14 protein-coding genes and 3 pseudogenes are annotated in these 13,938 nt (G+C 63.3%); 5 read left to right on the top strand and 12 right to left on the bottom strand.

Going from position 1 to position 13,938, the window contains the following annotated elements:
* Positions 1-104 precede the first annotated feature (104 nt).
* Positions 105-317, bottom strand: coding sequence for a helix-turn-helix domain-containing protein (locus KAK09_RS17755; RefSeq protein ID WP_210880266.1), 213 nt, complete (start codon positions 315-317; stop codon positions 105-107).
* A gap of 180 nt (positions 318-497) precedes the next feature.
* Between KAK09_RS17755 and KAK09_RS18930 the strand changes: the two are divergent.
* Positions 498-698: pseudogene (locus KAK09_RS18930) on the top strand (IS6 family transposase); the annotation flags it as partial.
* Positions 699-770: 72 nt separating this feature from the next.
* Positions 771-1,037, top strand: coding sequence for a transposase (locus tag KAK09_RS17750; protein WP_418895546.1), 267 nt, complete (start codon positions 771-773; stop codon positions 1,035-1,037).
* Positions 1,038-1,099: 62 nt separating this feature from the next.
* Here KAK09_RS17750 and KAK09_RS17745 read toward each other — a convergent pair whose 3' ends face one another.
* From KAK09_RS17745 to KAK09_RS17705, 9 genes are all read right to left on the bottom strand, one after another.
* Entirely contained in the window at positions 1,100-1,843 is a 744-nt protein-coding gene (locus tag KAK09_RS17745) for an aspartate/glutamate racemase family protein (RefSeq protein ID WP_210880264.1), read from the bottom strand.
* Entirely contained in the window at positions 1,843-2,493 is a 651-nt protein-coding gene (locus tag KAK09_RS17740) for a flavin reductase family protein (protein WP_210880263.1), read from the bottom strand. Before KAK09_RS17740 ends, KAK09_RS17745 begins: the two co-directional genes overlap by 1 nt.
* Positions 2,493-3,488: an ABC transporter ATP-binding protein gene (locus tag KAK09_RS17735; RefSeq protein WP_210880262.1), complete on the bottom strand. Its 996-nt coding sequence runs from the start codon at positions 3,486-3,488 to the stop codon at positions 2,493-2,495. The genes KAK09_RS17740 and KAK09_RS17735 overlap by 1 nt, the downstream gene beginning before the upstream one ends.
* Positions 3,485-4,504, bottom strand: coding sequence for an ABC transporter ATP-binding protein (locus KAK09_RS17730; RefSeq protein ID WP_247651406.1), 1,020 nt, complete (start codon positions 4,502-4,504; stop codon positions 3,485-3,487). The genes KAK09_RS17735 and KAK09_RS17730 overlap by 4 nt, the downstream gene beginning before the upstream one ends.
* A gap of 11 nt (positions 4,505-4,515) precedes the next feature.
* A complete protein-coding gene (locus KAK09_RS17725; RefSeq protein WP_336244484.1) occupies positions 4,516-6,000 on the bottom strand; it encodes a chlorohydrolase family protein in 1,485 nt (494 codons plus the stop codon).
* Positions 5,997-7,193 (bottom strand): amidohydrolase family protein, encoded by a 1,197-nt coding sequence (locus KAK09_RS17720; RefSeq protein WP_210880261.1) that lies wholly within the window; start codon positions 7,191-7,193, stop codon positions 5,997-5,999. The genes KAK09_RS17725 and KAK09_RS17720 overlap by 4 nt, the downstream gene beginning before the upstream one ends.
* Positions 7,194-7,207: 14 nt before the next feature.
* Positions 7,208-8,158 (bottom strand): ABC transporter permease, encoded by a 951-nt coding sequence (locus KAK09_RS17715; RefSeq protein WP_210880260.1) that lies wholly within the window; start codon positions 8,156-8,158, stop codon positions 7,208-7,210.
* A complete protein-coding gene (locus tag KAK09_RS17710) occupies positions 8,155-9,126 on the bottom strand; it encodes an ABC transporter permease (RefSeq protein ID WP_210880259.1) in 972 nt (323 codons plus the stop codon). The genes KAK09_RS17715 and KAK09_RS17710 overlap by 4 nt, the downstream gene beginning before the upstream one ends.
* A 61-nt stretch (positions 9,127-9,187) precedes the next feature.
* A complete protein-coding gene (locus KAK09_RS17705; protein WP_210880258.1) occupies positions 9,188-10,759 on the bottom strand; it encodes an ABC transporter substrate-binding protein in 1,572 nt (523 codons plus the stop codon).
* 278 nt (positions 10,760-11,037) lie between these two features.
* Between KAK09_RS17705 and KAK09_RS17700 the strand changes: the two genes are divergently transcribed.
* Positions 11,038-11,727, top strand: a complete 690-nt coding sequence (locus KAK09_RS17700) for a GntR family transcriptional regulator (protein ID WP_210880257.1) — start codon at positions 11,038-11,040, stop codon at positions 11,725-11,727.
* An 89-nt stretch (positions 11,728-11,816) separates the two neighbouring features.
* Here KAK09_RS17700 and KAK09_RS17695 read toward each other — a convergent pair.
* Positions 11,817-12,322: pseudogene (locus KAK09_RS17695) on the bottom strand (transposase); the annotation flags it as partial.
* Between the two features lie 45 nt (positions 12,323-12,367).
* Between KAK09_RS17695 and KAK09_RS17690 the strand changes: the two are divergent.
* Entirely contained in the window at positions 12,368-12,763 is a 396-nt protein-coding gene (locus KAK09_RS17690) for a transposase (RefSeq protein ID WP_210880256.1), read from the top strand.
* 11 nt (positions 12,764-12,774) lie between these two features.
* Positions 12,775-13,533, top strand: coding sequence for an IS21-like element helper ATPase IstB (gene istB, locus KAK09_RS17685; protein ID WP_210880255.1), 759 nt, complete (start codon positions 12,775-12,777; stop codon positions 13,531-13,533).
* A gap of 109 nt (positions 13,534-13,642) precedes the next feature.
* On the opposite strand, the pseudogene KAK09_RS18925 reads toward istB, so the two are convergent.
* Positions 13,643-13,756 (bottom strand): annotated as a pseudogene (locus KAK09_RS18925) (IS110 family transposase); the annotation flags it as partial.
* Positions 13,757-13,938 lie beyond the last annotated feature (182 nt).

Below are 13,938 nucleotides of genomic sequence, written 5' to 3'. Positions count from 1 at the left end.
AGTTCCACGGTATAGATCTCCCCACCCTCCCTGCAGCCGCAAGAAGGGAAAAGTGGCAGAATTTTACTCCGCCCGCAGCGAGACTATCCCGCCGCTACCGTGGCCTAATTTTGCACCGCCGTTCTCATCCGCGGATAGAGCAGTCGCTCAAGGTCCGTATCGGACATCTCGGGCGGCAGCGGCCAGCCCAGACCCAACTCGTCGGCGCGCTCAAGGTAGCCCCGAAGGGTCGTGCGCCCGATCGCTAGGCTCGCCGCAATCTGGCGCGTCGACAGACCCTCGGCCGAGAGCCGCAAAACATCTCGTATCTTCCGCATCGGCAATCTCTTCATCGGGCTTCCTTCGTGCCAAAAGGGCGGAAGGTAGCCGGTTACAGATTGCCTCGCAGCAGCACGTCACAGGGGTGGGCGGATCCCCCGGAATCGGTGGGCGGATAAAATCGGAACGCGTGGGCGCATCAAATCGGAATCGGTGGGCGCATCACCTCGGAATACGCAAACAGCCATTTGTCGTTGAGGAAAAGAGAACGGATGATGCAGCGATTCCGATCGCCTGGGGGATTGCAGCGCTTCGTGCCCATGCACTCCGCAACCCGCAATTCCTTCTCCGTCCCAGCCAGCCGCCGCGCAGCCCTCATGATCCGTTACCACCGACTGGAAGCATTCGAGGCATGGAAAATCGCGGCCAATGTCGCTTGATGTGAGATAGGCACGCCAACCTGAAGACTGGTTGAGTTAATGTGACAACACCCCCGCTACACTTGGGCCTACATCTTCGGCGCCGGCTGGCATAGGGCCAAGGCGCTCGTCGTGCCCAACAGCATCACCCTCCTCCCGCTACCGCCATATACCCCAGAACTCAACCCCATCGAGAACGTCTGGGCCTACCTGCGCGCCAACCGCCTCGCCATCTCCGTCTTCGAGAACTACGACGATATCGTCGCGCGATGCTGCGAAGCCTGGAACTTCTTCGCCAACGACATCGAAACCGCCCGTTCGGTCACCGCCCGAGACTATGCAAAGGCGGTCAAAAAATAGGGCCGTTGGTATCACACCTAGACAACGGGATCGGTCGGATTAAGACCCCCGTTTTTTCCTTCTCAAGCCCGCAACGCCACCTCACTCAGCTCGCCAAAGCCGCCCGGCTTCTCTAGCGGTAGGGCGTAGACGCCGAGCTTGGAAGTCGTGTAACCCATGCCCGCCAACGCCTCGGCCAGACGGATGGCGGCAGTGACACCGTCGATCACGGGCATACCGGTCTCAGCGGTAAGGCGGGCGCACAGCGCGCTCATGCCTGCGCAACCCAGGATCACCGCCTCGGCCCGATCCACGTCACGGGCGGCAAGGATCTCGGCGGTGAGGCACGCGGCGGCCGTGGTCTGGTCCTCCTCGATCGCCAGAACGGGCATGTCCACCGCGCGGACCCGGCGGCAGCGGCGACCGGCTCCATATTTCTCGACAAGATCCTCGATGATCGGAACGGAGCGGCACAGCGAGGTCACCACCGAGAAGCGGCTGGAAAGAAGCAGGGCGATCTGGACCGACGCTTCGCAGATGCCGATGACGGGACGGGCGGCGACCTCGCGCGCGGCCCCAAGCCCCGGGTCATCGAAGCAGGCGATCACATGCGCGTCGGCACCGCGCGCCTCGGCCTGCCGGATCTGGATCAACATCGGCGGCACGCAGAGCGCCTCGTCCGTGTGCCCCTCGATCGAGGCGGGGCACGTTGTGCCGCCGCCGGTCAGATCGATCACGGTGCCGGGAGAGGCCACGCTGCGGGCGGTGCGGCCGATCTGCTCGGTCATGCCGGTGCTGGAATTGGGGTTCACGACATGAATGCGCATCAACGGGATCCTGCGGGCAAGGGGGTGGTGCCAACCTCGCACCGGGCGAGATGGGCGGGTTTCCTGAGCTCGAACTGCCGGTCGCTGGTGATGTAGTTGTCGGCATGGAGGCGCGCGATGGGTTGATAGATGGCAGGGTCGACATAACGGCCTTGCCGGTCGATGCAGTCGTCGCGCACATGCATTTCGACCACCTCGCCAATGACAATAGCACGTCCGGGATAGTCGATGATCCGCTCTATCCGGCATTCCATGGCGCAAGGGGTGGTGGCGATTCGGTCGGCATCGACCTGATGGCAGAGATCGGCGGGCAGCCCCGCAAAGTCGAGCTCGTCCACATCACCGGCGAAGTTGACGCCACAAAGGATCATCTGCTCGGACAGCGCCATGTCGACCATGTTGACGCAGAATTCCCGGGTGCGGCGGATATTTGCGATCGTGTCCTTCTCGCTGCCGTCGGGACGGGCGGAGACGCCGATGATGACAAGCGGCGGTTCATGCGAGAAGACGTTGAAAAAGCTCATGGGGGCCGCGTTGGCATGTCCGCCGGGAGAGCGGGTGGTGACAAGCGCAATGGGGCGCGGACCGATGAAATTGGTGAGCAGGCGGTACCGGTCGGCAGGCGGGAGGCGGGTGAAATCGAACTGCATCACGCGTCCTTTCGGTCGAGGGCCGGTGCTCGGCCTTCTGCGACGGCGTGGCAACTGACCGAGGCGCGGCCATGGTCGCGCAACGCCGGGTTCTCGCGACGGCATCGCGCGTCAGCCAAGGGGCAGCGGGGGTGAAAGGTGCAACCGGGCGGCGGGTCGAGCGGGCTGGGCGGTTCACCCGTCTGCAAAATGCGGTCGCGTTTGGGGGCGTGAATGTCCGGGATCGTGCCGAGGAGCAGTTGCGAATAGGGATGCTGCGGCGCGGTGAAGAGATCCTCGGCCGGGGCCATCTCGACGATGCGGCCGAGATACATGACGGCGATGGTGTCGGACATGTGTCGCACCACACTGAGATCATGGCTGATGAAAAGATATGTCAGGCCCAGCTCCTTTTGAAGGCGCCGCATGAGATTGAGGATCTGCGCCTGAACCGAGACATCGAGGGCCGAGGTGGGCTCATCGCAGACCAGAAGCTCGGGTTCCGAGGCCAGCGCGCGTGCGATGGAGATCCGTTGGCGCTGACCGCCGGAGAATTCATGCGGGAACTTGGCGACGTCATCGGCGGCGAGCCCCACGATGCGCAGCAGGTCCTCGACCCGGTCGCGGGTCTCGTCCTCGGTCTTTCGCAGCTTCATCTCGCGGATGGGTTCCGCGATGATGTCGCCCACGCGCCAGCGAGGGTTCAGGCTGGATTGCGGGTCCTGAAATATCATCTGCACGCGCACGGCGCGTCCCGCGGTGCCGGGACCGAAACGGATCTTGCCGCCGGAGGTGGCATAGAGTCCGGTCACGAGCCGCGCGACGGTGGATTTGCCACAGCCGGACTCGCCCACGATGCTGAAGCAGCTGCCGCGCGGAATGGAGAAGCTCACCTCGTTCACCGCCTTGACGAAGAGCCGTGGCTTGCGCTCCAGCACGCGGTTGAGCCACGGGGCGGAGACGTCGAATTCCTTGGAGACGAGATCAACAGAGAGAATGGCGTCTGCGGTGGTCATTGGGTTCCTCCATCATGCAGGAAACAGGCGGCGCGGTTGCGGCCTGCGGCAACCATTTCGGGGCGGTCGCGGCGGCAGCGCGGCCCGGCCACGGGGCAACGCGGGTTGAAGGCGCAGCCCGAGGGTCTGGTGTTGAGCCGGGGCATCGAGCCGTCGATCTGGGTCAGTATCTCGACCCGGTCATGCAGGCTCGGGATCGCAGCCATCAGGCCCTTAGTATAGGGGTGCTGGGGATCGTGGATCACGTCCTCCACGCGTCCCGTTTCGACCATGCGGCCGGAATACATCACGGCGACACGGTCGGCGGTTTCTGCGATGACGCCCATGTCATGGGTGACCAGCATGATCCCGGTGCGGTGCTCCTTGCAAAGGCGGCGTAGCAGCGTGGTGATCTGTGCCTGGATCGACACGTCGAGCGCGGTGGTGGGTTCATCGGCGATGATCAGGCCCGGCTCGGCCGCCAGCGCCAAGGCGATCACCACGCGCTGCCGCATCCCGCCGGAAAACTGGTGTGGGAACTGCCTGAGCCGTTCCTCCGGGGCGGGAATGCCGACCTCGCGCAGCAGGTGGAGCGCGCGGGCGCGGGCACCGTCCTTGCTCAGATCGGTGTGCAGGCGGATTGTCTCGACCAGTTGCGCGCCGACAGAAAAAAGTGGGTTCAGCGCGGTCAGCGGATCCTGGAATATCGCGCCCATCTCGCTGCCGCGGACCTTTGTCAGTTCGTCTTCGCTGAGCGTATCGATACGGCGGCCCGCGACATGGATTTCGCCACCCGCGATGCGGCCGGGCGCTTCCAGCAGGCCAAGGACGGCAAGGCCAGTGATCGACTTGCCCGCGCCGGATTCTCCAACGACGCCGAGGATCTCTCCGGGTTCTATGCGCATGGACACGTCGTCGATGGCGGTGAGAGTGCCGTGCCGTGTCGGGAACTCGACCCTGAGGTTCGAGACTTCGAGCACGGGGGTGGCGGTGCCGGTGCCGGGGTTTTCCGGCGAGATGTCAGATCGCAGCATCATCTTTGGGTCCTTCACGTCTGGCGATGATCCGAAAGGGGATAGGCGGGCGGAAAGATCGTTGCGAGCGGCGGGTGGCCTGCGGTGCGGTCGGGGTATCTGGCAAGCAGGCCGTCGAACTGTGTCTGGGCCTGGGCGCGGGCCGCTTTCATGTCGATGCCCGCCACCTCCCCGGCGCGCATCGAGAGCCGTCCATCCACGATAGTGGCGCGGGTCACGCGGCCGGTCGCGCCCAGAATGAGGGTCTGCACAGGGTCTATCGTGGGGGCCATCACCGTATCGTTCAGGTCGAACACGGCGAGATCGGCCTTAGCACCGGCGCGGAGCACGCCGATGTCGTTCCGGCCCAGCGCCTGCGCTCCATGACGTGTGGCGGCATCCATGAACCGGGCAGAGGTGCAGGCGGCCATATCGCCCTCGACCATGCGGGCCATCATCATGCCCACGGCCATGTTCAGCACCATGTCGGGCGGGGCGGTATCGGTGCCCATCGCGATGCGGATGCCCATGTCGCGCAGTTTGCGAAACGAGCGCAGCGCACCGCCGTGACGCGCGGCGACGAGCGGGCAGTGGATGACGGTGACGCCATTATCGGCATAGCGGCGGAGATCATCATCGGTCGTGACTGTGGCATGCGGGGCGAGCAGGCGCGAATTGAGCAGACGCAGGTCGTCCATCCATGCGGGCGCTGTCTTGCCATGGAGTGCCTGCACCGTGTCGCGCTCCATCGCGCCTTGAGCCATGTGCAGACGGACAGGGCAGTCGATATCCTCGGCGGCGGCCATTGTGCGGCGCAGCAAGGTTTCAGTGCAGGTCTCGACGCGGTCAGGGGCAAGCAGGGGGTTGACGATATCGTTGCCCTGCCATTTCCTGGCGAAAGCGATGGCGCGCTCGAGGCCATCGAGGCCGCGCGCCTCGTCGAACGAGGGCATGATGCGGCCATCCTCTTCGAGCACCATGCCGCCCGAGCGGTAGGCGGGTCCGAGCCAGACACGCAGGCCCAAGTCTTGCGCGGCCTCGGCAGCGGCATCGAATTCGGCGGTGGTCTCGCCCCATTCGCGGTAAAAGAGCGAGGCGATGGGCGCGGCGCTGGTGATTCCGTTGAGGAGGAGCTGGCCGAACGTGAAACGTTTCTGAAAGGCCAGTTCCTCGGGGCTGTACATTTCGTAGGGGCCGTGATCGACATAGCTGCGCGGCCAGACGCGGCCTTTCCTTTCTCCGGGCCAGTTGTCGTAGGCGAGCAGCGTGGTGTCGAGGTCCGACAGCGCGTCGAGATCGACGAAGCCGGGCGCGATCAGCGCCTCGCCCATGGCGTGACGCGCGGCAAGCTCGCCCTCAAAGGGGGTGCCTACATGGATCATGCGCGCGCCCTCGATCACCACCTCGCCGTTCTCGACAAGGTGGCGGCCCTGCGGCGTGTCGGCGAGAATCCAGCGGGCCGAGAGAGCCCAGCGGCCCTGCGGACGCGTGCCGAGGGGGATGTCGGAAAAGCCGGTCACAGGGCCTGCACCAGGGTCTGACCGTCCCGTGCTGTGACGTGGCCGCCCTTGACGACGAGCCGACGCGGGGCGTGGGTGACGACGGCCTGCACCACGGCCTCGCCCGCGACCAGCACAAGATCTCCGGGGGCACCGACTGCAAGTTCGCGGCGGGGTTTTCCCATCGCCGCAGCACCGCCGCCAGAGCAGATGTCAAGCGCGCGCTTGACCTCGGCGTCCATGCGGAGATTGTTGCGCAGGCCCACGAACTTGGCTCGTTCCAGCATGTCGCCGTTGCCATAGGGACCCCAGGTGTCCTGAATCCCGTCATTGCCCGCGCCGATACGGATGCCATGCGCGTCGAGCTGTCTGACCAGCGGCGCGGGAGAGGAGGCGGGCGCGGTGGTCATGATCGCCACGTCGAGTGCCGCAAGCCGTTCCAGCATCGCCTCGACGCGCGGATAGTCCTGCATCCCGAGGCAGAAGGCGTGGGAAATGGTGACCATGCCCTTCATGTCCAGCGCCTGCGCACGGTCGAGGATCATCGCCATCGAGAAGAGGCCGAGCTCACCGCTTTCATGCAGGTGGATGTCGATCCCCTTGCCGTGTCTCTCGGCCAGGTCGAAGATGATGTCCAGATGACCCTTGGGATCGTGATCCACGCCGCAGGGATCGAGCCCGCCGACAAGATCGGCCCCCATCGCAAGGGCCTGGTCCATCAACTCGACCGTGCCGTCGCGGATCGTCAGGCCGGACTGCGGGAAGGCCACGGTTTCGATCTCGACCACATCCGCCAGAACCTCGGCGGTCCGCATGACGCCTTCGAGGGCGCGCAAGCCACCTTGGGTGTCAATATCCACATGGCTGCGGATCAGGGTCGCACCGAAACTGGCGGTCTTGAGCGCGTGGCGCATTGATTGGACATGCGGGTCTAGGCCGAGGCGCTGTTTCATGTCGCGCTCGTTCTCGATCATCGCCATGAGCGAGGCACCGCCCACGTCGTTCTTGTACCAGGGCCAGCCCAGCAGCGACTTGTCGAGATGGGTATGGGCGTCCACCAACCCCGGCAGGGCGATCAGGCCGGCCCCATCCTCGACCGGAACACCGGGGGCGTCGAGGCCCGGCGCGATCTCGGCGATGGTGCCGTCGCGGATCAGGATGTCGGCGGGGTCACCGTCCATGATGCGGACATTCTTGACGAGGAGAGAGGTCATTCAAGCGTCTTTCTTCAACGAAGTTTCGGGTTGAGCGCATCGCGCAGCCAGTCCCCCAGCATGTTGACCGCGACCACGAGAATGCAAAGCTGGATCGACGGGAACAGAACGATCCACCACGAGCCAGAGAAGAGGTATTGATTACCCACCCGGATCAGTGTGCCCAGCGAGGGTTGGTTCGGCGGCATGCCGACGCCGAGGAAGGACAGCGTTGCCTCGATCAGGATGGCGAGGCCGAAATTCAGCGTGGCGGCGACAAAGACCGGGGTAAGCGTGTTGGGCAGAATGTGCTTCAGCATCAAGCGCCGTGCAGGCGTGCCGACGAGGCGCGATGCCTGCACGTATTCCTTGCGCCGTTCCACCATCGTCTGCGCGCGCACGACGCGGGCATATTGCACCCAGGAATAAAGCGCGATGGCCAGCACGAGCACGATGGCGATGCCCGCCTCACGCAGTTCAGGCGGCAACATGGTCTGGGCAACGGAGCTGACGAGGATGGCGACGAGGATGATCGGGATCGAGAGCAGCACATCGCCGATCCGCATGAGCACGTTGTCGACCCAGCCGCCGTAGAAGCCCGCCACCAGACCCGCCATGACGCCGATCACCAACGAGACGACAACCGAGGCGATGCCGATGAAGATCGAGATGCGGGTGCCGTAGAGGATGCCCGAGAGGATGTCGCGCCCCTGCACGTCGGTTCCGAGGACATAGGGCATCTGGCCGCCCTCCATCCAGACCGGGGGCAGCTCGGCGTTCCACAGCTCCAGCGCCGCGAGATCATAGGGGTTCTGCGGCGACAGCACCGGGGCCAGCAGCGCGGCGAGGATCACAAGACCGAGCACGATGGCCGCACCCTTGGCGGATCTCGAGTGCCGGAAACTCCACCACAGGTCGCTGTCGAGAAACAGACGCAGGCGGGTCTTGGGCTTGCGCGCAAGGTTGTGGGCAAGGATATCGGTCATTTCTCGGCTCCGCGCAGGCGGGGATCAATCACCGCATAGGTGATGTCCACGATGGTGTTGAGCAGGACGAAGATCAGCGCCACAATGCAGAGATAGGCGGCCATGATCGGCACATCGACAAAGGTGACGGCCTGGATGAACAGCAGGCCCATGCCGGGCCACTGGAAAACCGTCTCGGTCACCAGAGCGAAAGCGATAAGGCCGCCGATCTGCATTGCGGTCATGGTGACGACGGGCATCAGGCAATTGCGCAGCGCGTGGCGGAAATGGATGACCCGCGCGGGTATGCCGCGGGCGCGGGCGAATTTGATGAAGTCGGACCGCAGAACCTCGAGCATCTCGGCGCGCACGAGACGCATCACCAGTGTGATCTGGAAGAGCGAGAGCGAGACCGCGGGCAGGATGAGGGACATGCGGCCCGAATGGGTCAGCAGGCCCGTGGACCACCATCCGATATCCACCGTCTCGCCGCGACCGAAGGCGGGCAGCCAGCCAAGCCAGACCGAGAAGATCAGGATCAGTCCGATACCCACCACGAAACTGGGCAGCGAGACGCCGATGATCGAGGTGAATTGCATCGTCTCGGCATACCAGGTCTGGCGTCGGATCGCCGTGATTACCCCCATCGGGATGCCAACGACCAGAGAGATCAGAGTGGCCACGATCACCAGTTCGAAGGTGGCAGGGAAGCGTTCGGAGATCATATCCAGCACATCCTGCTGGTTGCGGAAAGAGATGCCGAAATCGCCCTGGGCCGCGTTTGCCACGAAGGTTCCGAACTGCACGATGAAGGGCTTGTCCAGGCCGAGGCGCGTGCGCAGTTCGTCACGTTGCGTCTGGGTGGCCTGTTCGTTCAACATCAGCTCGACCGGATCGCCGACGAAGCGAAAGATCATGAAGGCGATGAAGCTTACCGACAGCATCACGAAGATGGCGTTGGCGGAACGTTTGATCAGAAAAGCCAGCATGGTTGCCTCCCGTTCTTGAGAAAGGAGGGCGGCGCCGCAGCGCCGCCCCAGCCGACGGGGATCACCTGGTCACGTACCAGAGCCGCGGCTTGTTGTCGGGGAACTGGGGAAAATCCGCGAAATCGGACGAAACCGCCCAGGCCATCGGCTGCTGGTGCAACGGCATCATCACGATCTCTTCCCTGGCAATCCTGAGCGCCTCGGTCTCCATCGCCAGCCGTGTCTCGCGATCGAGCTCCACTCCGGCGGCCTGGGTAAGGCGGTCGATCTCGGGATAGGACCAGCCGCCCCAGTTGAAGACGCCGGCATTTCCCTGTTTGCTGTGCAGCATCTGGATCAGGATCGAGTAGGTATCCAGCATCGGCAGTGTCGCCCATCCGATCGTGTAGACATCGGCCTGACCGTTGGCGCGCTTGGGCGTCTGTTTCGCGTTGGGACCGATATCGAGGCGCGGCTTGAGCCCGACCCGCGACCACATCGAGGCGATCGCCTGACAGAACTGTTCCTCGTTCACGTAGCTTTCATTGGTGCAGATGAAATCGAACTCGAACCCGTTCGCATAGCCGGCCTCGGCCAGCAGTTCCTTGGCGCGCTCGACATCGACGCGCACCACCTCGTCCAGCGCCTCGGAATAACCGGGGATGGCAGGAGCAACCAGGGTGCCGGCGTTGCGGGATTTGCCGCGCATCACCTTGTCACGGATCAGGTCCATGTCCACGGCCAGCTGCATCGCCTGGCGGATGCGCAGGTCGTTCATCGGGTTCTCGCCACCCGCGACCAATGCGTCGCGCCGGTTGAAGCCCAGCATGACGGTGCGCAGGTCGGTGCGTTCCAGAACATTGAGGTTCGGCGCAGCCTGAAGGCGCGGCAGGTCCTGCACCGGGACGCTGTCGATGAAATCGACCTCGCCGGACAAGATCGCGGCCACGCGGGTTGCGGCGGAGGTGACGGGCTGGAACTCGATCCGGGTAAGGTTGTGTGCGGGCGCGTCCCACCAGTCTGTGTTCGCGGTCAGAATCGTCTGTGCCTCAGGGGTGCGGGACTCCAGCCTGAACGGACCGGTGCCATTGGTATTGAAGGTTGCAAAGCCCTCAACGCCCGCGCTGACATCGGTCGGCTTCTCGGCATTGTTCTCGACCAGCCAGTCCTTGTCAAAGATATGGATGTTGGTCAGATCGTTGAGCAGCAACGGATAGGGGCCGGTCAACTCAATATCAATCGTGTACTCGTCCACCACCTCGGCGCTTTTGTAGGCGGGCAGGTTGCCCTTGAGTGGCGATGTCTCGTCGCTGACGCGCTGGAGCGAGGCAAGAACGTCCTCGGCGGTGAAGGGATTGCCGTTGTGGAACTGAACCCCCTCGCGCAGCTTGAACCGCCACGTGGTGGGCGAGATGATCTCCCAGGACTCGGCGAGGCCGGGCTCGATCTTGAGGTCGCGATTGAAGCGAACCAGCCCCTCGTAGATGTGGTTCAGAAAATTGATCGTGTAGCTGTCGCCATAGGAATAGGGGTCCAGCGAGACGATGTCGCGTGGCGCTCCCCATTTCACCGTTTCGGCCAGCACGCCGGTTGCTGACAGCGCGACAACCAGACCACCGGCAAGTACGGCCCGGGGGCGAAATCCTGAAATCATAATCATTTCTCCCTGTTTTGGATACAATACATGAGAGCTTTGCATCCGTTTGATTCACAATCCCGCTGAAACACCAAGGAACGCGGGACTTTCCTTCCTTCAAGGCGAGTTTGTCGCCTCAAGATACCAGTGGACGTTAGAGAGCAGAATAAATTATGTCCACAAAAAAACTACTTGATTGCATACAATAAATGTATTTGATACAAATGCGGCAGAGCTGATATCATTCATATGGCCCTGTTTGGGTCGACCCAGCAGGCGGGTAAGTGACTAAAAATATGTACAAATCATCCAAGCGCAGCTTTCCAGTCTATGACTCGTTAAGGCAGGCGATCATCGAACAGGCATTGAAACCGGGTATGAAGCTCCCCGAAGATTCCATTGGCGAGACCTTTGGTGTGAGCCGGACTCTTGTACGCAATGCGCTGGTCCGGCTGGATGCAGAGGGGTTGGTGGATATCCAGCCGAATCGCGGGGCGTCGGTGGCGGAGCCCACTATCGAAGAGGCGTATGACATCTTCGACATGCGGCAATGCCTGGAGCGCGAGGTGATGCACCGGCTGTGCCAGATGGAGTCGGGGCCTATTGTCAAAGCGCTCAAGGCGCATCTGGCAGAGGAGGATAAGGCCCTGGGCAAAGACGGCACGCGCTCGATCCGGCTGGCCGGAGAGTTCCATATCCTGCTGGCAGAACTGACAGGATCGCAGATCCTCGCGAATTACGTCAACGAGATCGTGTCGCGCTGCTCATTGATCCTGGCGCGGTTCGCGCAGGCGCATTCGGCGGAATGCGGGGTCGAGGAACATGCCGAGATCATCGAGGCCATCGCCCGGGGCGATGCCGAGCATGCGGTCACGCGGATGCATGGGCATCTGCGCGGTGTACAGGACAGAGCGCTATTGAACCCAGAGGACGAGCGCGAGGAGAACGTCGCCGCGATCCTTTCACGGTATCGACCGAAGGATTGATCGCTTGACTGATTCGTCAGTTTTGTACGCGGCATGGCGTTGTTGCAGAAAGGTGGCTTGAGGCGTGAGTTCCCCTTGCCCCTTCCGGTTCAGGCCACGCGGACGATCTCGGCGGTGCCGAGGGCATTGAAGCGGTTGATGAGTGCGACGCGGATGTGGATTTCGGCGGTTTGGCGGTCTGGGTCTCTCGCGGCGATGCGTTCGCCGAAAGACTTGAGGTCGAGCAGGTTCAGCGCCACAGGTTCGAGCGAACCTGCGAGGGCATCCTGGCCTCGGCGCGGCTGCGGGCGTGGTATCCCGTCCACCGTTTCCAGAACGCCCGGCCGTAGTGACGTGTGGCGCGCAGGGTTTCGTTGCGGGCCCGGGCGGCTGGGCAATCCTCCTTCCACGGTCGGCCATTTTTGCGGATCGGGAGTGAGGGCACGAACGCCACCGGTTCGAGAGAGTGCCCGAACGCCGTGCCACCGCGTGCGATGATGGCGCTGTGGCAGCCGCGGGTGTCGTAGGCGCCATCTGCGATCACGGTAGCGATGTCTTCGTCGTCCGGGATCTGGTCCAGCAGGTCTGGCAGGACGGGGCTGTCGCCTTTCCGGCTGTGCGCACTTCCGGCAACGGGCAGCATTCCACGCAAGCCGAGCACATGCCCGCGCACCACAGGTTCCGCGAGGACTGGACGCCGCAGCGCATCCGGGCCTGGGCCGCCCGTGTCGGGCCGAATGTCGCGATCTTCACCGAGGTCGTGATGCGCGAGCGCAAGCACCCTGAACAGGGCTATCGCACCTGTCTGGGCGTGATCCGGCTAGCCGACAGGTTCGGCCCGGAAAGGCTTGATGCTGCTTGCAGACGCGGGCTCGAGATCAACGCCCGATCCTACTCATCGATCCAATCCATTCTGAAGAATGGCCTGGAGAGCAGGCCCCGCACCCGCGCCACGGAGGAGCCTGCCATCCCCCACCCCAACATCCGTCGCACCAAAGGTGCGCCGATCCATAAAGGTGGCGCGCCTCCGGCGCGACGCGCCGATTACTTCCATTGAAAGGAAACTTCATGCTCGACCACCCAACCCTCGATCACCTGAAAGCCCTACGATTGGACGGCATGGCCAAAGCCTTCGCCGAACTGCAGGCTCAGGACGCAGCTGCCGATCTCAGCCACGCTGAATGGCTTGGCCTGTTGGTCGACCGCGAGGTCGCCAGCCGCGAGACCAAACGGTTTGACGCCCGCATGCGCGCCGCCAGGCTGCGCCACGTGGGTGCCTGCCACGAAGATGTCGATTACCGCGCGCGGCGCGGCCTCGACAAGGCGCTGTTCCAGAGCCTGCTCACGGGCAAGTGGATCACCGACAAGCGCAACCTGATCATCACCGGCCCCTGTGGGGTCGGGAAGACCTGGCTCGGTTGTGCTCTGGCGCAAGCGGCCTGTCGCGACGGCGTCACCGTGGTCTACAAGCGGATGCCACGCCTCTTCGAAGAACTGGAGCTGGCCCATGGCGACGGGCGCTTTCCCCGCTTGTTCCGCAGCATCACGAAAGCACAGCTGCTGATCCTGGATGACTGGGGACCGGACCGATTGACGGGCACGCAGCGCCGCGACCTGATGGAAATCGTCGAAGAACGGTATGGCCGCGGTGCAACCATGATCACCAGCCAATTGCCCATCAAGGCCTGGCACGACGTCATCGGCGAGCCGACGTTCGCGGACGCCATCCTCGACCGCATCGTCCACAACGCTTACCGCCTCGAACTCGAGGGCGCGTCCATGCGCAAAACCATCGCCAAAATGGATGACGAAATGCCTCAAACCTGATACCCGAAACACGCTGCCTCACGGCAACGCGTCACTGGTGGGCGGATAGCCCGGAACAGGTGGGCGCATGTTGTCGGAATGGGTGGGCGGATGTTCCGGAATACGCAGGCTGTGGTGCGATCAGCTGAGCGTTGTGACCGAGCCCCTCCATTTCGCGTGCCCAGTAGTGCGCGCTACCGCAAGCCTCAAAAATAACCAGGCAGGGATCCTGCTGGGCCATGAACACAGGGAACTGCTTACGCGTCAGCTTTTTTCGAAACTGGACCTCCCCGGTTCGCAGGTAAGCGCGACGCCGATCCCCTCCTGCCATTTCTGACTTGATCCAGCCATTCTGTGCGCATGCGCGTGACGGAGGGTTTGGATTTTGGAAGTAGACGGCAAAATGGGCGTCCATTTGGACGGCCC

Origin of the sequence: Roseovarius autotrophicus (genome assembly GCF_018069895.1) — a bacterium.
Taxonomy (GTDB): Bacteria; Pseudomonadota; Alphaproteobacteria; order Rhodobacterales; family Rhodobacteraceae; genus Roseovarius; species Roseovarius autotrophicus.
The sequence above is the reverse complement of the archived record's forward strand: the minus strand, read 5'-3'. Positions and strand labels throughout refer to the sequence as shown.

Bases quoted from the DNA above. Each gene is read 5' to 3' on its own strand.
- istB (WP_210880255.1), top strand. From the start codon at position 12,775: ATGCTCGACCACCCAACCCTCGATCACCTGAAAGCCCTACGATTGGAC.
- KAK09_RS17740 (WP_210880263.1), bottom strand. From the start codon at position 2,493: ATGCAGTTCGATTTCACCCGCCTCCCGCCTGCCGACCGGTACCGCCTG.
- KAK09_RS17690 (WP_210880256.1), top strand. From the start codon at position 12,368: ATGCCCGCGCACCACAGGTTCCGCGAGGACTGGACGCCGCAGCGCATC.
- KAK09_RS17700 (WP_210880257.1), top strand. From the start codon at position 11,038: ATGTACAAATCATCCAAGCGCAGCTTTCCAGTCTATGACTCGTTAAGG.
- KAK09_RS17755 (WP_210880266.1), bottom strand. From the start codon at position 317: ATGCGGAAGATACGAGATGTTTTGCGGCTCTCGGCCGAGGGTCTGTCG.
- KAK09_RS17745 (WP_210880264.1), bottom strand. From the start codon at position 1,843: ATGCGCATTCATGTCGTGAACCCCAATTCCAGCACCGGCATGACCGAG.
- KAK09_RS17735 (WP_210880262.1), bottom strand. From the start codon at position 3,488: ATGACCACCGCAGACGCCATTCTCTCTGTTGATCTCGTCTCCAAGGAA.
- KAK09_RS17710 (WP_210880259.1), bottom strand. From the start codon at position 9,126: ATGCTGGCTTTTCTGATCAAACGTTCCGCCAACGCCATCTTCGTGATG.
- KAK09_RS17720 (WP_210880261.1), bottom strand. From the start codon at position 7,193: ATGACCTCTCTCCTCGTCAAGAATGTCCGCATCATGGACGGTGACCCC.
- KAK09_RS17715 (WP_210880260.1), bottom strand. From the start codon at position 8,158: ATGACCGATATCCTTGCCCACAACCTTGCGCGCAAGCCCAAGACCCGC.
- KAK09_RS17705 (WP_210880258.1), bottom strand. From the start codon at position 10,759: ATGATTTCAGGATTTCGCCCCCGGGCCGTACTTGCCGGTGGTCTGGTT.
- KAK09_RS17730 (WP_247651406.1), bottom strand. From the start codon at position 4,504: ATGATGCTGCGATCTGACATCTCGCCGGAAAACCCCGGCACCGGCACC.